The organism is Chitinophaga filiformis, assembly GCF_021646545.1.
In the GTDB taxonomy this organism is placed as follows: domain Bacteria; phylum Bacteroidota; class Bacteroidia; order Chitinophagales; family Chitinophagaceae; genus Chitinophaga; species Chitinophaga filiformis_A.
Genome location: NZ_JAKIRP010000004.1, coordinates 111,654 through 129,523 on the forward strand (window position 1 = coordinate 111,654; position 17,870 = coordinate 129,523).

General features: G+C 46.6%; 15 protein-coding genes. 6 read left to right on the top strand and 9 right to left on the bottom strand.

Going from position 1 to position 17,870, the window contains the following annotated elements; all coding sequences use genetic code 11:
* The first annotated feature begins 8 nt into the window (after positions 1-8).
* Positions 9-1,442, top strand: coding sequence for a DUF6986 family protein (locus tag L3C95_RS12790; protein ID WP_236387670.1), 1,434 nt, complete (start codon positions 9-11; stop codon positions 1,440-1,442).
* A 39-nt stretch (positions 1,443-1,481) separates the two neighbouring features.
* Positions 1,482-1,691, top strand: a complete 210-nt coding sequence (locus tag L3C95_RS12795) for a KTSC domain-containing protein (protein WP_262915862.1) — start codon at positions 1,482-1,484, stop codon at positions 1,689-1,691.
* 17 nt (positions 1,692-1,708) lie between these two features.
* On the opposite strand, the gene L3C95_RS12800 is transcribed toward L3C95_RS12795, so the two are convergent.
* Positions 1,709-2,527, bottom strand: coding sequence for a ThuA domain-containing protein (locus L3C95_RS12800; RefSeq protein ID WP_236387674.1), 819 nt, complete (start codon positions 2,525-2,527; stop codon positions 1,709-1,711).
* A gap of 84 nt (positions 2,528-2,611) precedes the next feature.
* Here L3C95_RS12800 and L3C95_RS12805 point away from each other — a divergent pair, with 84 nt between their 5' ends.
* Positions 2,612-3,952, top strand: a complete 1,341-nt coding sequence (locus L3C95_RS12805; RefSeq protein ID WP_236387677.1) for a serine hydrolase — start codon at positions 2,612-2,614, stop codon at positions 3,950-3,952.
* Positions 3,953-4,114: 162 nt separating this feature from the next.
* Here L3C95_RS12805 and L3C95_RS12810 read toward each other — a convergent pair whose 3' ends face one another.
* A complete protein-coding gene (locus tag L3C95_RS12810) occupies positions 4,115-5,092 on the bottom strand; it encodes a 2-hydroxyacid dehydrogenase (RefSeq protein ID WP_236387687.1) in 978 nt (325 codons plus the stop codon).
* A gap of 493 nt (positions 5,093-5,585) precedes the next feature.
* Here L3C95_RS12810 and L3C95_RS12815 point away from each other — a divergent pair, with 493 nt between their 5' ends.
* Together L3C95_RS12815 and L3C95_RS12820 are read left to right on the top strand one after the other, a co-directional pair.
* On the top strand, positions 5,586-6,287 hold the full coding sequence (locus L3C95_RS12815; protein WP_236387698.1) for a M949_RS01915 family surface polysaccharide biosynthesis protein: 702 nt from the start codon (positions 5,586-5,588) through the stop codon (positions 6,285-6,287).
* Between the two features lie 17 nt (positions 6,288-6,304).
* Complete coding sequence (locus L3C95_RS12820; protein ID WP_236387701.1) at positions 6,305-7,354, top strand: S41 family peptidase; 1,050 nt, start codon at positions 6,305-6,307, stop codon at positions 7,352-7,354.
* Between the two features lie 214 nt (positions 7,355-7,568).
* Here the strand turns inward: L3C95_RS12820 and L3C95_RS12825 are convergent, their stop codons facing one another.
* The 4 genes from L3C95_RS12825 to L3C95_RS12840 all read right to left on the bottom strand — a co-directional run bounded on the left by L3C95_RS12825 (position 7,569) and on the right by L3C95_RS12840 (position 11,029).
* Complete coding sequence (locus L3C95_RS12825) at positions 7,569-8,111, bottom strand: YbhB/YbcL family Raf kinase inhibitor-like protein (RefSeq protein ID WP_236387707.1); 543 nt, start codon at positions 8,109-8,111, stop codon at positions 7,569-7,571.
* A 71-nt stretch (positions 8,112-8,182) separates the two neighbouring features.
* Complete coding sequence (locus tag L3C95_RS12830; protein WP_236387708.1) at positions 8,183-9,070, bottom strand: helix-turn-helix domain-containing protein; 888 nt, start codon at positions 9,068-9,070, stop codon at positions 8,183-8,185.
* A 41-nt stretch (positions 9,071-9,111) separates the two neighbouring features.
* On the bottom strand, positions 9,112-9,786 hold the full coding sequence (locus L3C95_RS12835; protein ID WP_236387709.1) for a TIGR02117 family protein: 675 nt from the start codon (positions 9,784-9,786) through the stop codon (positions 9,112-9,114).
* A gap of 400 nt (positions 9,787-10,186) precedes the next feature.
* Positions 10,187-11,029, bottom strand: coding sequence for a rhomboid family intramembrane serine protease (locus tag L3C95_RS12840; RefSeq protein ID WP_236387716.1), 843 nt, complete (start codon positions 11,027-11,029; stop codon positions 10,187-10,189).
* A gap of 148 nt (positions 11,030-11,177) precedes the next feature.
* On the opposite strand from L3C95_RS12840, the gene L3C95_RS12845 reads away from it, so the two are divergent.
* On the top strand, positions 11,178-11,711 hold the full coding sequence (locus L3C95_RS12845; protein ID WP_236387719.1) for a DinB family protein: 534 nt from the start codon (positions 11,178-11,180) through the stop codon (positions 11,709-11,711).
* Here the strand turns inward: L3C95_RS12845 and L3C95_RS12850 are convergent.
* From L3C95_RS12850 to L3C95_RS12860, 3 genes are read right to left on the bottom strand one after another with little or no spacing between them, the layout of a single operon-like run.
* Positions 11,685-12,938 carry an alkaline phosphatase family protein gene (locus L3C95_RS12850; RefSeq protein WP_236387721.1) on the bottom strand — a complete coding sequence of 418 codons (1,254 nt, stop codon included), beginning with the start codon at positions 12,936-12,938 and terminating at the stop codon, positions 11,685-11,687. The two genes, L3C95_RS12845 and L3C95_RS12850, sit on opposite strands and share 27 nt — an antisense overlap.
* A gap of 24 nt (positions 12,939-12,962) precedes the next feature.
* Positions 12,963-14,414: a SusD/RagB family nutrient-binding outer membrane lipoprotein gene (locus L3C95_RS12855; protein WP_236387723.1), complete on the bottom strand. Its 1,452-nt coding sequence runs from the start codon at positions 14,412-14,414 to the stop codon at positions 12,963-12,965.
* Positions 14,415-14,425: 11 nt separating this feature from the next.
* Positions 14,426-17,845 (bottom strand): SusC/RagA family TonB-linked outer membrane protein, encoded by a 3,420-nt coding sequence (locus tag L3C95_RS12860; RefSeq protein WP_236387869.1) that lies wholly within the window; start codon positions 17,843-17,845, stop codon positions 14,426-14,428.
* Between the last annotated feature and the right edge of the window lie 25 nt (positions 17,846-17,870).

The window sequence follows — 17,870 nt, forward strand, 5'->3', positions numbered from 1 at the left end:
ATAAGATTATGCAACTGGCAATAGCAGACAATGAAAAAGAACAGCTGCTGCAGGAGCTCGGGAAGGCGAACCTGCGATTCCAGCAGGTGTACCCGGGCGATAAACCCGACAGGCAGCCCGTACATACTGTATATGGTGGCGCCAATCTCTTTAAGGCCGACACCTGCGTGCGGATGGGAGAAATTGCACTGAAACACCTGCGTGCATTTGCGCCCAACTTTGTAGCACTGGCCAAAGCCCTGCAACTGGAAGGACATGACCGGTTGCCGCAACGGCAGGCAGATATTGCCCGACTGGAAGAAAAGCTGGAAGGACTGTCTGATGCAGCCAGGAAACAGGAACCTGCCTGGCTCCATTATACTGTGTACAAAAAGATAGCAAGGAAACTCTTTGTGGAAGGTGTAGAAGATTTCCGTATCGACTTTGAAGACGGGTTTGGCAATCGCCCGGACGATGAAGAAGATGCCACCGCCATTGCTGCCGCTAAGGAACTGGCGCAGGGTATGCGGAATGAAACGATCTCGCCATTTATCGGCATCCGTATCAAACCATTTACGGAAGACCTTAAACATCGTGCTGTACGCACACTGGACCTCTTCCTGGCAACGCTTTTAGACCAGACAGATGGCGTGTTACCGGATAATTTTGTGGTGATGTTACCTAAGGTCACTATTCCGGAACAGGTCACTACACTCGTAAGACTGTTTGAACTGCTGGAAAAGGCGCATGGCCTCGCACCAGGTGCTCTCAAAATGGAAACAATGGTAGAGGCTACACAGATCATCATGGATGATGAAGGCAGAAATCCGCTGATGCGCATCGTACGCGCCAGTGAGGGCCGTTGTATTGCGGCGCACTTTGGTACTTACGATTATACCGCCTCTTGCGGTATTACAGCGAAATATCAGACGATGGCCCACCCCGTATGCGATTTCGCACATCATATGACGAAAGTGGCGTTGGGCAGTACCGGCATTTTCCTCTCAGACGGCGCTACCAACGTGATTCCCGTAGCACCGCATAAAGGCGATCAGCTTACGTTTGCACAGGTGCAGGAGAACCATGAGAGCGTACATCATGCATGGCGCATAGGTTACGGCCATACCATGCACTCCCTGATCAATGGTTTCTATCAGGGCTGGGACCTCAATCCTGCACAGCTGCCCATGCGTTATGCCGCTACTTATCACTTTTTCCTGAGCAATTATGATGATGCCGTTTTCCGGTTGAAAACATTTGTAGAACGTGCGGCTATCTCTACACTGACAAAAGACATTTTTGACGATGCAGCTACCGGTCAGGGATTGTTGAACTTCTTCCTCAAAGCCATCAATTGCGGTGCTATATCCGAAGAAGAAGTTCTGGCTACCGGCCTCACCCTGGAAGAGATCAGAAGCCGCTCTTTTTACAGGATACTGGAAGGCAGGAGAAAGCACCGCTGAAGCTGCTGACATTGGCCCGGCTATTGTATGACGGGTAGTATGCCTTCTACTGTTGTATATAGGATGCATTACGACAGAGATACGTCCACGTTGCGGGTCATCTTTGTTTCAGGACTGGTCTACGACTACAAGAACGTCCCGGAAGAAGTGTATCATGCCATGAAGACCTCCGGCTCCAAAGGCACTTACCTGAACAAACACATCAAAGGGCACTACGAATATGAAAAGGTAGTTGAAACAGGTCATTAACAGATATTGCAGCAATGTCAACGGCCTCCCAACCATAGCAGTGCATTCAGTGTGAACTGGTCCTGTTCCTTGTTGCCGAATGTAAGCGAAAGATCTTTGTTGGTATGATGCTCGTAGTCAATATCATTATGCCCCATATTCATATAGATCATCCTGTATTTTTTATTCGTCCATGCTACCGGATAGTAGCCGCTATGCCAGATCTCATGTTGTTTAGGGCCTGTACCCAGCGGAAAACTGCTTGAGTCAATAGACAGCAGGATGGTAATGTCTTTGTTGGTCTTCAGATCATTAGACCAGCGATACCATTCATTGGGCGAAGCTTTGAAAGTAGCGTGCAGATGTTTCAGGGCAGGATGCTCCGGATGTTCTACCCGCAGAATAGCAGATGTGGGCCGCCAGGTGTTACTGCCATAGGAACCTGATCCCAGGAATTCATTGTGATACCAGTCCCAGTTCTGTGGGTAGTCGGAGGGTGTGAGCGCAAATGCAGAAAAGTGAAATCCCATCCAGGCGCCTCCACGTTCCATATACTGCCGGAAGGCTTCCCGTTGTGCGGGCGTATCCGGTCTTGTATCAAGGAATAGCACCACCTGGTAGCGGGACAGGAAAGCAGGATTCATATTCCGCCAGTCATTGGTGGAATCGTAGGTAAAGTTATATTCCCTGGCTTTAGCTGCAAACCAGCGGTTCGCTTCATGCACAAAACTGATATGCGCCTGATCGTGCAGCGCCGTATAAAAACCAATCACTTTAAAGGGTTTCCCTTTCTTCTGGGCGTTGACGGTGATAAAAGCCAGACAACAAAGACCTGCCAGTAGCCATATTCTTTTCATGAGACGTGGATTAATATAATTCCAAAATATAACTTTATCTTTAGGTACACAACATAGCCCCCGTCTTCAAACCTCACATCCACCATGAAAAAGTTAATATGCCTCCTTTTCCTCCTTGGTGGCCTGCAGTATGCGCATGCCCAGGATACAACAGCTGCAAAGCTGGACACTCTCCTCAGCACCTACAACAGGTTGTACAAATTCAATGGTACCGCATTGATAGCACAGCATGGCAGGATACTGCTGCACAAGGGCTATGGCTTCCGTAATGTGGCTGACGCTACGCGCGATGATACGGGTACTATCTTCCAGCTGGGCTCTGTTACCAAACAATTCACAGCCGTTGTCATACTGAAACTGGAAGAAGAAAAGAAACTCAGCCTACAGGACAAAGTATCAAAATACTTCCCCGATTTTCCCAAGGGAGACAGCATTACGATACAGCATCTGCTGACGCATACTTCCGGTATCTACAACTATACCAATGACCGGACTTTCATGGAAAGCGAGGTCTTCAAACCTATCAGCCGTGAAAAGCTCATGGCATTGTTCAAAGACAAACCACTGGATTTTTCTCCCGGCTCTAAATGGAATTATTCCAATTCAGGCTATTGCCTGCTGGGATGCATTGCTGAGAAGGCGGCCAACAAAACGTACGAACAGCTGGTAAGGGAATATATTTTTAATCCTCTCCAGATGAACAATAGCGGCTTTGATTTCAAACGGCTTGCGAGTAAGGATAAGTCCACCGGTTATTTTTTCATCAACCAGGACAGCAGTAAGGTGGCGCCCAGCGTAGACTCCTCCGTCTCTTTTGCAGCGGGCGCCATGTACAGTACCACCAGGGATCTGTACAAATGGCATCAGGCTGCGCAACAGTATAAGATCATCTCAAAAGCTGACTGGGAAAGAGCCTACACGCCGGTCAAAAATAATTATGGTTATGGAATGATCATTGACTCCATCGCAGGGAAAAGAAGGGTCAATCATGGCGGTGGCATTCATGGTTTTATCACTACGCTTATCAGGATCCCGGAAGATGATGTATGTATCATCCTGCTGGACAATGCCTCCGACAATACTATCGGCAGAATAGGCGAATCCGTCCAGTCAATCCTCTATAACAGGCCTTATACGCTCCCTAAATTGCGGAACGCTATATCCGTACCGGAAGTTAAGCTACAGCAATATACCGGCGAATATGATATGAAAGGGTTTACGATCACAGTAGCAGTGAAGGACGGTGTGCTGACAGGACAGCCCAGCGGACAACAACCTACTCCATTGTATGCAGAAAAAGAGGATTTCTTTTTCCTGAAGATCGCTGATGTACAGATCAAATTCACCCGTGGCGAAAAGAATGAAGTGAATGGTATCATTCTCTATGAGAATGACAGAGAGAGAACCGGCGCAAAGATCAAATAAAGCTATTCGTTGTGGTTCAGCCCACTGAAGGCGGTCTGTGTATTGTTGTCCCAGGTTATCTCTCTGGGACAACAATACCAGATCCAAACAACGTCTTCAACAGTTGATGGAATTGGTAATGGGCCGCCGCTGCTTTGCCTTACAGCTACCAGGGCATGCTGTTTACGCCAGGTGTATATTTTCTACCACGGCATGCTCTAAAGGACGCTGCTGCAGGGCCAGGATCACATTTCTTGCGGCAATCGCTGCCATCGCGCTGCGTGTGTCCACAGTGGCAGAGCCGATATGGGGGAGAATGGCAACGTTGGGCATGTTCAGCAAGGGGTTATCAGGAGCCATCGGCTCCGGATTGGTAACATCCAGACCAGCTCCCCAGATAGTGCCGTTCTCCAGCGCAGCGATCAGGTCTTCTTCATTATGCACGCCTCCCCTGGCGGTGTTGATAAAAATAGAAGAGGGCTTCATTTTACTGAACGCATTTTTCTCAAAGAGGCCTTTCGTTTCCGGTGTCAGGGCTGTATGTACAGATACCACATCACTCTGCTGCAACAGTTCATCAAAAGACACCCGTACTGCCCCAAATGCTTTTTCAGCCTCCTCATTTCTACCGCGGTTATGATAGATGACCTTCATGTTGTACGCGCCTACACATCGCTTTGCCAGTTCAAAACCTATCTTGCCCAGGCCGACAATACCCAATGTTCTACCGCCCAGTTCCAGACCAAGATTGGCGGTAGGGTCCCAGAAATTCCAGTTGCCACGTATAATTTCCTTGTGCATATGGAAAGCCTTCCTCGAAGCAGCCAGCATCAGCAGGAAAGCAGTATCTGCTGTTGCACCGCTTAATACGCCGGGCGTATTCCCTACGGCGATGCCTAATGTCTTTGCGGCCTCAGTATCAACATTATCGTAACCGACCGACATCAGGGAGACTATTTTCAGATGACGGCAGGACTCCAGGAAATGACGGTCCACTTTTACAGGACCAGACACCAGGACCGCATCATATTGCTGCAGCACTTTAATCAGCTCTTCCTCTGGCTGGTGGTACATTTCCGTCCACACAGTAACGTCAAGACCGGCGTCTTTTAACAGTTTCAGCCCTGCTTCGGGAATATTCCTTGTTATATACACTTTCATATCACTATATGGTTTGCATTTACATTCAGTAACAAAATACATAAATGCCGGATTTCAGGGATACTTTCGAAAAACTTGTTCAAGTAATTTTGCAACGCATAACAAGATGCGCCTTTTCCCTCGCACCATTTGAGAAGACAGGTCAATGGTTAAAGCGCTTAGTTTATTTGTTTATTTTTAGTCTAGTCAGGAAAGCCTTTTAAGTTCTACTTAAGAGGCTTTTCCTTTTTAATGCGTTTATCCACACATATCGCCAGCTCAGGATCAGCTACATCATCCAATTTCCTTATCAAGAGAAACTATTTTTTCAAATAGAATAACACTTCTTATTGTTTTGTTAAAGCGCTGAAATCTGTTGCGGACAGATTGCAATAATTAGTGAATAATGATAACTTGCACACGGTTCAATTGCCCGCCCCTACAGCGTTAACAATTGATTTAAAATACTAACAATCTGTTTAAGATTATAACAATCCGTTTAAGATTCATCAGTATGAGGATGTTCCTGGCAGCTATGTTCATTATCGCGATAAGCGGCAATCGATTATATGCCCAACAAGCAAAGAATAATAGTGAGATCCTTTCCTCGGCTGTTATCGCAACAATATTTACAGATGATGTTGTTAAGCAGTTTAACCTGCAACACCCCATCAGAAGAGTATACAGCTATCAGGACCAATCCGGCGCCTACTATCTCGTTCTTTCTGAAAGTATAGACAATATAACAAAGAAGGACACACTGCACCAGAAGATAAACGCTGTCAATCTGAAGATAGATGGTAACGGGCTTGTGAAGACATGGGAATTGAAAGATTTTATCAACAGTAATAACGCTGACGGTGGTCAGGAAACCTCCATCTGGTTCTGGACAAAGTTCTGTGAAGTGAAAGACCTCGATGGCGATGGCAATGCAGATCCGCTGATCGTGTATGGCAGCAGTGATGATAACGGGTATGATGATGGAAGGATCAAGATCATTCTCAACTATAAAGGACAAAAGATCGCGGTCAGACATCAGAACTCAACCCTGGATGAAGGACGGCATATCCAGGTGGATGCGGCCTTTTATACACTGCCGCAAACGGTACAGCAACACATCAAACAACTGATGCAGACGCTGGCTGAAAAGGGTTTTGCATTATATCCGCATGAGTATGAAAAAGCGATGATCCAAAAGAAGCTGCTTATATATTAATCAACCAACAACTTTGTATGAAACTAAACTGTTATAAACCCGTCGCCCTGCTGGGCTTACTTTCCCTCCCTCTTTTCATGTCTGCGCAAACTACAGCGACAGTTGCAAAAGAGGCTGCACCTGTAGTGAGTAAAGAGACCACACACGAGATCCTTGAAAAGATCAGTAAAGGATTGGACGCGAGCTATCCCTTCCCGGATATCTCAAAGAAATACATCGCTGCTTTAAAGAGTCAGGAAACAAAGAAGGCATACGAAAATCTGACTGCAGAACAACTTGCCAAAAAGATCACAAAAGACCTGCGTGACGTGCATAAAGATGTACATCTGACCATCTTCTTCAGTAAAGATTACTTTGAACAGCTCACCAGGAGCTTCTCCAACACCAGCACGCCGCAAGACGAGCAAAAGGAACTGGAAAGGAAAAGACGGAATAACTATGGCTTTGATGCCGTTGAACTCGACAAGAAAACATCTACTGCCTATATCAAAATATCCGGTGGTTTCCACGGAGACCAGGAGGCTTTTGAAATGGCTGCCAACGCGATGAACATGGCTGCCTATTCAAAGAACATCATTATTGATATCAGGGATAACGGCGGTGGTACCGGCATGATGGGCCGCTTCCTCGCAGGTTATTTCTTTAATCCGGGTGATGAGCGTTATTACCTGCATGGTTATCATAAAGACAGGACAAAAGATATCCAGGAATGGACATACCCTTTTGTACCTGGTAAAAGAATGGCAGACAGCAAACTGTATATACTGGTAAATAAACGTACGGCTTCTGCGACAGAAGGTTTCGCTTTTGCCATGCAGAAAATGCACAGGGCCACCGTCATAGGCGACACCACCGCCGGTGCGGGCATCGCAGGCTCCATGATACCGCTGAAAGAAAACCTGGTAGTATTCCTGCCGGTGAAAATGGTAGCAGCACCCGATTCTGACCAGGGCTGGGAAGGTATTGGCGTGCTCCCCGACGTAGCTGTAAAAGGTGATGAAGCAAGAACTGAAGCTGAGCGCATCATCAAAAAAGAGCAGGAAGAAGTAGCGGCAAAAACTAAATAATTGTCTGTAAATATCAGACTAAAGAGGGCCTGTATCGTACTTTGATACAGGTCCTTCTTATTTATATACGTGGGTACTTAGCTGATCTTTTTATGCGCTGCTAGGATGTTCATTTATTGTTACTACCCTCTCTTTACATCCGGGTAATGATGACAGATAGTCTTTTAAATGATTCCCCAGCCTCCTACTTCTTTCTGACTGACTCTTACACTTATCATGGATGCTGTGAATAAGCAACAATCGAAGCCTTTGCAAGCACGTTTAAATTCAGGAATACACCTGCAAGTGCTGCTGGCGCATTTTTATCCAGCTGCAGTTTTGTTTTCAATGCATATACGGTGATGAGATACTGGTGAGGAAGTCCGGGCAATGGTGCAGGACCGATATAACCGGGTGCTCCTGTATCGTTGATACCATTTACGGCGCCGGCAGGTAAAAGGTTGCGGCTAAGGTCTCCTGCACCGGCTTTCAGCTCCTTTACATCTGCAGGAATATTGTATATCATCCAGTGCCAGAATCCGCTGCCTGTCGGAGCATCTACATCATACATGGCAACAGCAAAGCTCTGTGTACCGGCAGGTGCATTCTCCCATGATAATTGCGGGGAAATATTTTTTCCATGATATCCCATTTGATTCCATAACTGATCATTCACAAATTGTCCGCTAAGATCATTGCTTTTCAGCGTGAAGGTCTGCGCCATGGCAGCAGAACAACCGAGGATGACCATCGCGATCAGTGTGCTTATTCTTTTCATAGTGCCTTGTTTTATGTGATACAAAGCTACTATGCAGCTAAGGGCGGGCATTAGGGCTAACAGGTCAAAAGCTAAGGCTGAACAGTCAATTTCTGTTGCTGGTATTCACTGGGTGTAAGACCATAGATCTGTTTGAAGGACTGTGTAAAACTGGAGTGATTCTCATAACCTATTTTGTGATAAACCTCACTAGGCTTTTCTCCCCTTGCCAGCAGCATGGTAGCCGCCATTTCCATCCGCTTCTGCAGGAACCATTTGGTAGGCGTTGTACCATACACCTTGCTGAACTTCCTTTTATAAGTAGACAGGCTCATATTACAGAGAAAAGCCAGTTCCTCTACGGTCACATTATTATAGAGGTTTGTTTCTGCCGACCTCCTGATCACCATGTCTTCCTGTGTTTCATGTACCGTAGCCCGCAGACGCTGCAACTGCTGCGGATAACGGTCTGCGATATACAGGAGCAGCTCTTCAAATTTCAGCTGCTTCATTTCCCTGGATAAAGGTTTTCCTCCCTCCAGCATCAGCCATAATGAGTCTATAAAGTTCCTGAGGAATCCATCTTTATTAAAAACAAGAAAGGGTTCACCTGCTGTATTACTTTCCGGCGTATCGGGGCAGACATGAGGGTATTTCAGAAAGAAGCTGCTGAGCACATTCTGCTCAAAGGAGAGCATGACACTTTTATATGCTCCGCCATGAGATGCATGCTTTTCGCTCATGATGCAATTACCGGACGATAAGAGCAGGAATTGCGAATTATCTATCACCGCATGTTTCTCTGCATAGTACACGCGCTTCTCTCCTTCCAGCAGGAAGCTGAACAGGTGATGTCCCAGCATGATCTTATTTCTCATCCGGTTTTCGGTTGATTGATAAGACAATACATGGATATCATCCTGCTTAACATCAGCAGAAAGCAGGAAATCAGGAAATGAATAACTTTCTGGAATAGCCATGATAAGCAAAGTTACACAAATACCCCGTCAGGGTATGCACATTACCTGTACTGGTAGAAAATGCCTTTATCGAAGGGCGTCCATAGACAGGCTTTTTGTCCGCAGTGTTTCAGCCCATCGTTGGTCCAGGTATTGCAGGTATGGAACAGGCTATAACTTCCTTTGGCCTCATAGAATGCATCTGTCCTTCCATAGTTGGCATTGGTGACGATATGTATAATATTTCCGCTGGTATCCCTGTCAAAACTCTCCCGGATATAACTGATCAGCCTTACATATTGGGCACTGTCAACATTCAGCCTGATACAGTCATTACCTTCTTTCATGTTGTGGTAATAAGTGGTATGGATCGCAGATCTACTTAGTCCGGTAGCTGCCTTAAAAGCAGTGCTGAACTTCAGATCTGCCCAGGTAGGCGTTTCCAGGTAGAAGCCTTTGTCGCCCCAGCCGAAAGCGATCCATTGTGCAGTAGTGTCTTTGCCTGTTGTATTCTCAAAAAGCACTTCTTTACTCCAGTCTATGTGCTGGTTACGTACCGGCATTACCAGGTCGGTATGCACCCCGTTGGTGAGGATATAAAGCGGGATATCTGCGGCAGCAGTTTCCTCCTTTGCCACGGCAATACGGGATAATAAATAGGCTGCTGACAGGTATAGGCCTACCAGTAATACAGGGGTTAAAACTGTCCACCCGATGACCTTAAATGTCTTCTTCAAGTTGTTGGTATTTAGGGACTGCTTGTTCTCTCCGTCTTCTCTGCTTGTTCTCTCCTTGTTCTCTCAGCCCCCGGTTTAAGAAATTATGAACACTTTGTTTCTCTGTTACAAAGATACACATTACGGGATATTAAATATAAACTCCATGGATACCGGCACTACGGCATACAAACAAAATACAATCGGCTCCTGACGCAGCCGTGTGTTTGTGGCCCCGGGGGTGACAACCCCGGGAAATACGGGTTTTAACAAAACATGATCGGCTCCGCGTAGGAGCCGTGTGTTTGTAGTCCGGGGTTTCACCCCGGCGAATGCGTTTTTTTATATTTATCGCTGGAATTATATAATTCGGTTGTTATTGTCCGATCAACCTAACCAGGATTACCTGATCACCAATCTCTCACACCGATTGCGAATACCTCTCCAGCGTGTCCCGCTCCTTCTTGGTAAGACTCTTTATCCCCTTTTTATGGATCTTTTCCAGCAGGAAATCAATCTCCTGTTGCCGGTCCATCCGGTCCAGGTTATACCGGTCGTCAATATCATAGTCGCCGACATGGGTCTTGAAGTACTGGTTATCAACCAGCAGCAAATGAGGACGGGTGATGATCAGATATACGGCCAGTGCGCCTGGGAGAAGAATGGACAGTATGGTGGGATAATTTTCCGCAATTGCTTCCGGTACCATACAAACCGCCACCAGCATGCCAATCAGCGCGCCGCCGAGATGTGCTTCATGCCCGATGTTATCCCTTTTCGACCTGATACCGTAAATGGAATAAAGCACATATAGCAACCCATAGATCCAGGCAGGAATAGAGAAGGGCAGACCGAAGAAACCCAGTCTCATGCCCGGGAACAAGGCAATAGACGCAAAGATGATTCCGCAGACAGCGCCGGAAGCACCTACCGCACTATAGTCGCCATGATTGCGGTGTATCAGTAACGACAACAGATTACCCCCTACCAGGCTGGCGAAATAAAGCGTGAGGTAACTCGAGAGTCCCATCCGCAACTCCAGACTTGTACTAAAGGCGTAAAGTGCAAACATGTTGAAAAACAGGTGCATCCAGCTGACGTGCAGAAAGCCCGAGGTGACAAGACGCTTATAGTCCTTGTATACCAGGATATTGTCCACTTCAAACGAATATCTGTCAAAAAAGGAATGATCTTTCAATCCTTTGTATGACACAACAATGTTTACAATAATCAGTGCCAGGTTAATGAAACCAATGTATGCCATTCAATGCGGGTTTTAAAAAACGATAGGGAACGGTCAGCCGGATATCTTGCTCACTGCAATACTCTTACTAATGCAAATATATCCAAATCTGCCGCCACGAATTCGCGCTTTTACGGAATTTTATTTAATATTAGCAAAAATCGCACCCATGATATCCAGACCTCAACCTGGCGAATTTATGCCCTACCAGGGCGTCTACATCGAGTGTGTAGGCAACGCCGAAGTTCCCGCTGTCCTGCAGGAATTAAAAGACAGCACCTACGCTTTTTTTACCGCTATTCCCGAGGAAAAAGCAAACTACTCCTATGCTCCCGGTAAATGGACCATTAAAGAAACATTGGGACATATGATTGATACAGAAAGAGTACTTGCCTACCGGCTCTTATGTTTTGCCCGGGGAGAGCAACAGGGGTTACCAGGCTTTGAGCAGGACGATTACGCCCTGAATTCAAATGCCGGCGACCGCACATTGCAGGACCTGGCAGATGAATTCAGGATCGTTCGTGAATCGTCTATTTACCTCTTACGTAATCTGAAGAAAGACCGGGAAGCTTTTATCGGTAAGTCCAACAACAACGCTCTTTCTGTCAGGGCATTGGCTTATATTATCCCTGGTCATGAATTACACCACTTAAGGATATTGAAAGAACGTTACTTACCTGGACTTGGCATCCAGATCTAACCACTCATTCACCGTATTGGCACTTGTTTCCAATACGATCTTATAAAAGTTGGATGGCAGTTTTGTTACATCCAGCAGCGCACGACGGTCCTGTACGGGTACTTCTGCCAGCAGATGGTACTCGTCAGTTCCGCCTGTCTTGAAAAGATTGGTCGTTGTTACCCAGATCTTCACTTTACCGGTATCCTGTAAAGCCGCCCACTTGATATCGATATGCCCCTGTATAAAATTGGCGGTGGGATTTGCGATAGCCACCTTCCCGATCATAGGAATACCATCCACCTCCCTCGCGGTATGGGGAGGAATATTCATGTTCAGGTAACTGGCAATAGTCGGCATGATATCCACGATTGCTGGTTCATAATAACGGGCATAATCGTTTGCAGGCTTATAGCTGGTCGCCATCCAGGTGCTTCTCTGGCGGGGCGACTGTCCTCCATGATGGCGGCCGGTCTTTTCGTCACGGCCATGATCTGTAGTGATTACCAGCATCCAGTCTTCCGCAAAATGCTGCTGCCTGTAAGTGATCGCTTCCCAGAGGCGGCCCATCTGCTTGTCCATCATTTCCACCGCATTGTAGAACTGCGGACTGTCGCCATATCCATGGCCCATGTCATCTGTATACTCCAGGTATACCCATGTCAGGGAAGGCGCATCCTTCTTAATACCGGCACTGGCCTCATCGATCACTTTCTCGTCAATGCGATGCATGTAGTCCGATTTTTTATCATGAGGGAACTGCACCGTATCCAGTTCGTAACCATCCGCATGCAGGTCGATCTTCACATTGCCAGCCTCCGGCAGTCCATCGCCCGCCAGTTTGGTACGGTTATCCAGCCAGCTGGAATAGATAGCGGTCTTCTTTTGCGGATACTGTGTTTTAAACAGCCGGAAAAGGTTATAATAATGATAGTTAGGCGCTTTAATATCGTTGTCAGGCACATTGTGCTTGTTCACCCACACGCCCGTCAGCAGGCTGTTATACCCCACTGCTGAGATGGTAGGTGTCTGGTTATAGGTATCCTTGTCCCCACCCACATGCATGCGGGTATACCTGCCGGCAGCAGCGATACGGTCAATATTGGGCGTGTTCAGTTTTTCCAGCACATCGGCCGGAATACCATCCGCAATAACAAATACTACTTTCTTTTCCCGTTGTTGCTGGGCCTGAAGGCCTCCTGCCAGCAGGAGGCTGAGGCAGGAAGCCAGGTATATTTTCTTCATCATGAACATAAAAATATAAAATACTATTTATTCTGTTTTCAGCAGCCACATTACGCCGTTGATATTATCATCGCCTGCAAACTGGCTGCTGACAGCTGCTTCCACATTCGCCTGGTTGGTCTGTAATTCCGTTACAGGGTACATCCAGCGTTTCGGTACCTTCTTGTTGTTCAGCACACCGGAACCAGATACATCAAATACCGGTAAACCAGTTCGGCGCTGCTCAAAGAAGAAATGCCAGTCGCTGTTCATAAAGGAAGCGATATATTTCTGTGTCATGATCGCTGCCAGCTGATTCGTAGCCGGGAATGGGTTCAATAGCAGGTATGCGTCAATTGTGGCCTGGTCTATACCGTAAAACAGCATTGATGCCTGTACACCCTTCTTATAATAAGCAGCCGCATCTCCGTTGATCCAGCCACGCACTACCGCTTCTGCGAGGATGAACTGCAGTTCTGCATAACCGATGGCTATACTTGGTTCGTTCACCGGGTTATTGAAGTAACGTGACTTGATCTTGGATACTTCACCTGCCAGCACCTTGTTACTGTTGTCATTTACAGGGTCGCTGCCTTTCGCACCACCATAAGCGGTAAAATCATTATCAGGCAATGAAGCATACTTAGGCGCTTTCTCTGCAAAACGGAACAGGCGCGGATCTTTCAGTCCTTTCAGCAGGTCTACAAAAGTAGCATCCAGGTAATAAGCAGTCTGCAGGTCGTTGTCGTTGTATGTCGGATAACGCGTGCCCAGCACATCATAGAATACCAGCTGACCGTTGTCTGCATTACCTGTCATGAGCGGATAGGTGTTAGGATCATTTACGATCTCTGCAAACCGTCCTTTCACATTCAGCGTTGTATTGTTCTCTTTCAGTGATAAGCTCATCAGGATACGCAGGGACAGGGTATTGATCAGTCTTTTCCACTGCTGCATGGAACCATTGTACAGGATATCGCCCTGTACTTCCGGCGTAGTACTGCTGATCAGCGCATTTGCTGCCTTCAGATCATTCAGCACAGCGATATAGATATCTTGCTGTTTGTCGTATACCGGCGAAATAGTGTCCTGCTCTCCTTTTAATGCTGCTGAATAAGGAATATCACCAAACGTATTCGTCAGCTGCATGAAGTAATAGGCCTTGAAGAATTTCACCAGCGGAATATACTCCGGCTTCTGCATCCTGTTTGCCTCCTGTTCCATCTTTGCCACCTGGCGCAGGTCCTTATAGGTGTCAAAGCTGGCTCTTGTCCAGCCATAGTATTGCTCGTTAGATACACTGTTCACAAATACCATCTGGCGGGTAGCCAGTGTGGCGCCCAGCGTGGTAGACTGGAATGCTTTCTGGATTACGGTAGACAACAGCAGGTCCGGTGTAGCGCTTGTTGGCTTGTTGGGATCTGTCTGAAAATCATCGAACTTCTTACAGCCTGCTGTGATGATCAACAGCAGTACCGCTATGCTATATATTTTTCTCATGGTAGCTGACATTAGAATTTAAGATTAAGGTTCACACCAATGCTCCTGGTAGATGGTGTCTGTAAGTTATCCGAACCAGCATCCGGATCTACGTTCGGCATCTTAGAGAATAGCAACAGGTTACGGCCCACAGCGGAAATATCGGCTGCACGGAAGATGTGACCTTTCAGCCATTTAGATGGCAGCCGGTAGGTCAGTGTTACCTCCCTCAGCTTCAGGAAAGTCTGCGAGTAATAGTTGTAATTCACGAACTGCGCATTGCTCGTGTTGGTCATATAGTCGATGTAGTTCACGCCTTGTGTGTTCGGTGCAAAAGTCCTGTTGTCGCTGATGATGTTACCATCCCTGTCATAGTTCACCTGACCGGAGGTCACGATCACACCCTGTCCTACGTAAGTAGATTTACCTTCATTTGCTTCATCCCTGAAGTGATTTACCGTACCCGGATTGGTACCACCCCACCACATTTTCTGATTGGTAGTGGAATACATTAAACCACCGATACGTCCATCTACCAGGAAACGGAAGCTGAAATTGCCATAAGAGAAACTATTCTCCAGACCATAGATCAGGTCAGGATCGCTGTTACCCACAAGGCGCTGGATGTTATCTTCCAGCGGGAACCCATCAGCCCTGTATACAACATTACCGGAAGGATCTTTCTGATAAACAGTTGTGAAGATCTTATCAGCCCTGTCACCTGCTTTCAGGTATCCAAGCCTGTCGCCACCCGTGATCTCTTTCAGGTAACGGCGATACGTGCTCAGGTTCAGCAATACATCCCATCTGAATTTCTCTTTACGTACAGGAGTAGCGGTAGCTACGATCTCTATACCTCTGCGCTGATAAACGTGACCGTTCTCGAGGCGGCTGGTAAAGCCACTGCCTAATGATACCGGGATCTCCAGGATATTGTTGAAGTCTTTTGTCTGGAAGTAAGTCAGCTCCAGTCCCAGTTTGTTGCCGAAGAACTTCGTTTCCACACCGGCTTCCCAGCTGTCAGAAGTCTGTGGATGCAGTGACTGATTATAGATCACATTTTTGTAAGTCAGACCAGGTTTACCATTCCATGTTGTGCTCTTGTCATAAGATGGAAGATAACCATACGTGTAACTGTTATCCAATGTACCGCTGGATACCCTGGACACCGCACCTCTTGCCTTCAGGAATGAGAACCACTCAGGCAGACGTACCAGCTGTGATACAACCACTGATCCTGACAAGGATGGATAGAAGAAACTATTGTTAGCGATAGGCAATGTAGAGATCTTGTCATTACGGCCAGTAACAGAGAGGTAGATCGCGTTGTACAGTTCCACGTCTACAACCCCATAAACGCTCGCTGTTCTGCGTTCTTCCAGCCAGTTAAATGACTGTACGGCATTGGCAGAGTTACTCAGGTTGTATAATCCCGGAATGGTCAGACCATCGGTATTACTGGAATCAGCTTTCTGGTTCCTGTAGTAGTTGGAACCGCCTGCCTGCGCGTGTATCTTAAACTTGTCGCTGAAAGTATGGTTATAATCAACGATCAGGTCAGACACAATATCAAAGTAGGTACCTGAAGTAATAGTATACTGTCCTCTTGATTTATTTCCATAACCGATATAGCTCTTGGGCTCGTTATAGTTACGGTTCAGACTGTACTGGTTAATACCGTTACGGAATTTCACGTTAAACGAAGGACTGATCTTATAGTTCAGATCAACTGATCCGAAGGTATTATTCTTATCATAACCTCTCAGGTATTCGTAAGCCTGGAAGTATGGGTTATTGTAGTAAGAGATGTTGTAATGACGCTGTTGAACACCTTCCTTACCAGGTACCCAGTAATTACGCAGGTCGCGCACATCGATATCCGGACCAGTCCAGAGTATCAGGTTATACAGGTAGTTGGTAGGGCCATAACCTGTTTCCGGGAAGTTGTGCGTGTATTCTTTGTTATAGCTGATGCGGCCATTCACGCTGAAGTTCTTACTCAGGTTATATGTACCCGCCAGGTTGAAGGAAGTATTCTTCAGATCTGTATTCGGTACAATACCCTGCTGATAGATATGTGAAGCGGAAGCCCTGAAGCTACCATTATCGCCCGTTTTGGTGAAGCTTATATTATTGCTGGTGATAACACCTGTACGGAAGAAGTTCTTCACATTGTCCTTACCGCGTGACAGGAATGGCAACGGTACCAGTTTACCTGTATTAGGATCAACAGGACTATTGAACTGAGGCGTTTCAAAATAACCACTTGGTGTGGACGGATCACGCTGGTCCAGTCTTGGTCCCCAGATCCATCCGAAGCCTTCAGGGCCGCTACCGGAACCATCTATGTATTCATATTCACCTTTGAAACCGTTACCATAAGTGGTCTGTACTTTAGGAATGCGGATAAAGCTGGTCTGGAACTGTGTAGAAGAATTAAAGTCAACACTCAGATCTTTTGAACCACCTCTTTTTGTGGTGATCATGATAGCGCCGTTCGTACCGATGGAACCATACAATGCAGAAGCAGACGAGCCTTTCAGTACGGTCATACTCTCAATATCGTCTGCATTGATCTTATACATATCGGCAGTCTGGTCAGGAATACCATCTATTACGATCAATGGTTTGGCACCACGCAGGGAGATACCCGGGTCCTGGAACAGGTCAGTGGTATTCCTGATAGTCAGACCAGCTACGCGACCTGTCAGAGAGCTGATCACGTTTGATTCTCGGGCCTTTACCAGGTCAGCACCTTTTACTTCCTGTGCGGCATAACCTACTTTTGCTTTCTCTTTCTTAATACCTAAAGCCGTTACCAATACCTCAGACAATTTCTTTTCATCATCCTGCAGGGTTACCTGATAACTGGTGCTTTTATCTACGGTCAGCAGGAAAGGCTGATAACCTGTGAAGAAGAACTGCAATACTTCTCCTTCATTTGCTTTGATCTGGAAGTCACCGTTCTCGTTTGAGATAGTACCACGCTTTGTACCCTTCACCATGATAGATACTCCTGGCAGTGGTTGTTTCTTTGCATCAGTTACTTTACCGGAGATGACCTTTTCCACCGGATCATCCACTGCTACCGGTGCTGCACCTGCCTTTACAATGATGTTATTGTCCAGGCATTTGTAATTAAAGGCGGCCTGTCCTGCCAGTTGCTGTAATACATTTTCCAATGTTGTATTGCGTGCATTCAGGTTCACTTTCCTGGTCATGAGCCCGGACTGGTCCATGCATATGATAGCATAATGTGTTTGCTGTTCGATCATTTCGAACACTTCTTCTAATGGCTTATTCTGTACCGTCAGTGAACAGGGTACCTTGTGCAGGTCTACCCGTGCGCCTGCCTGTACCGAAGCGAATGGAAGGGATAATACACAACAAAGCAACATACATAAGATTGCTTTGCCGCGTGCGATACTCAGATGTTGGTAAAAACGAAACATAAATTCAGGCATTTAGCGTGAGTGA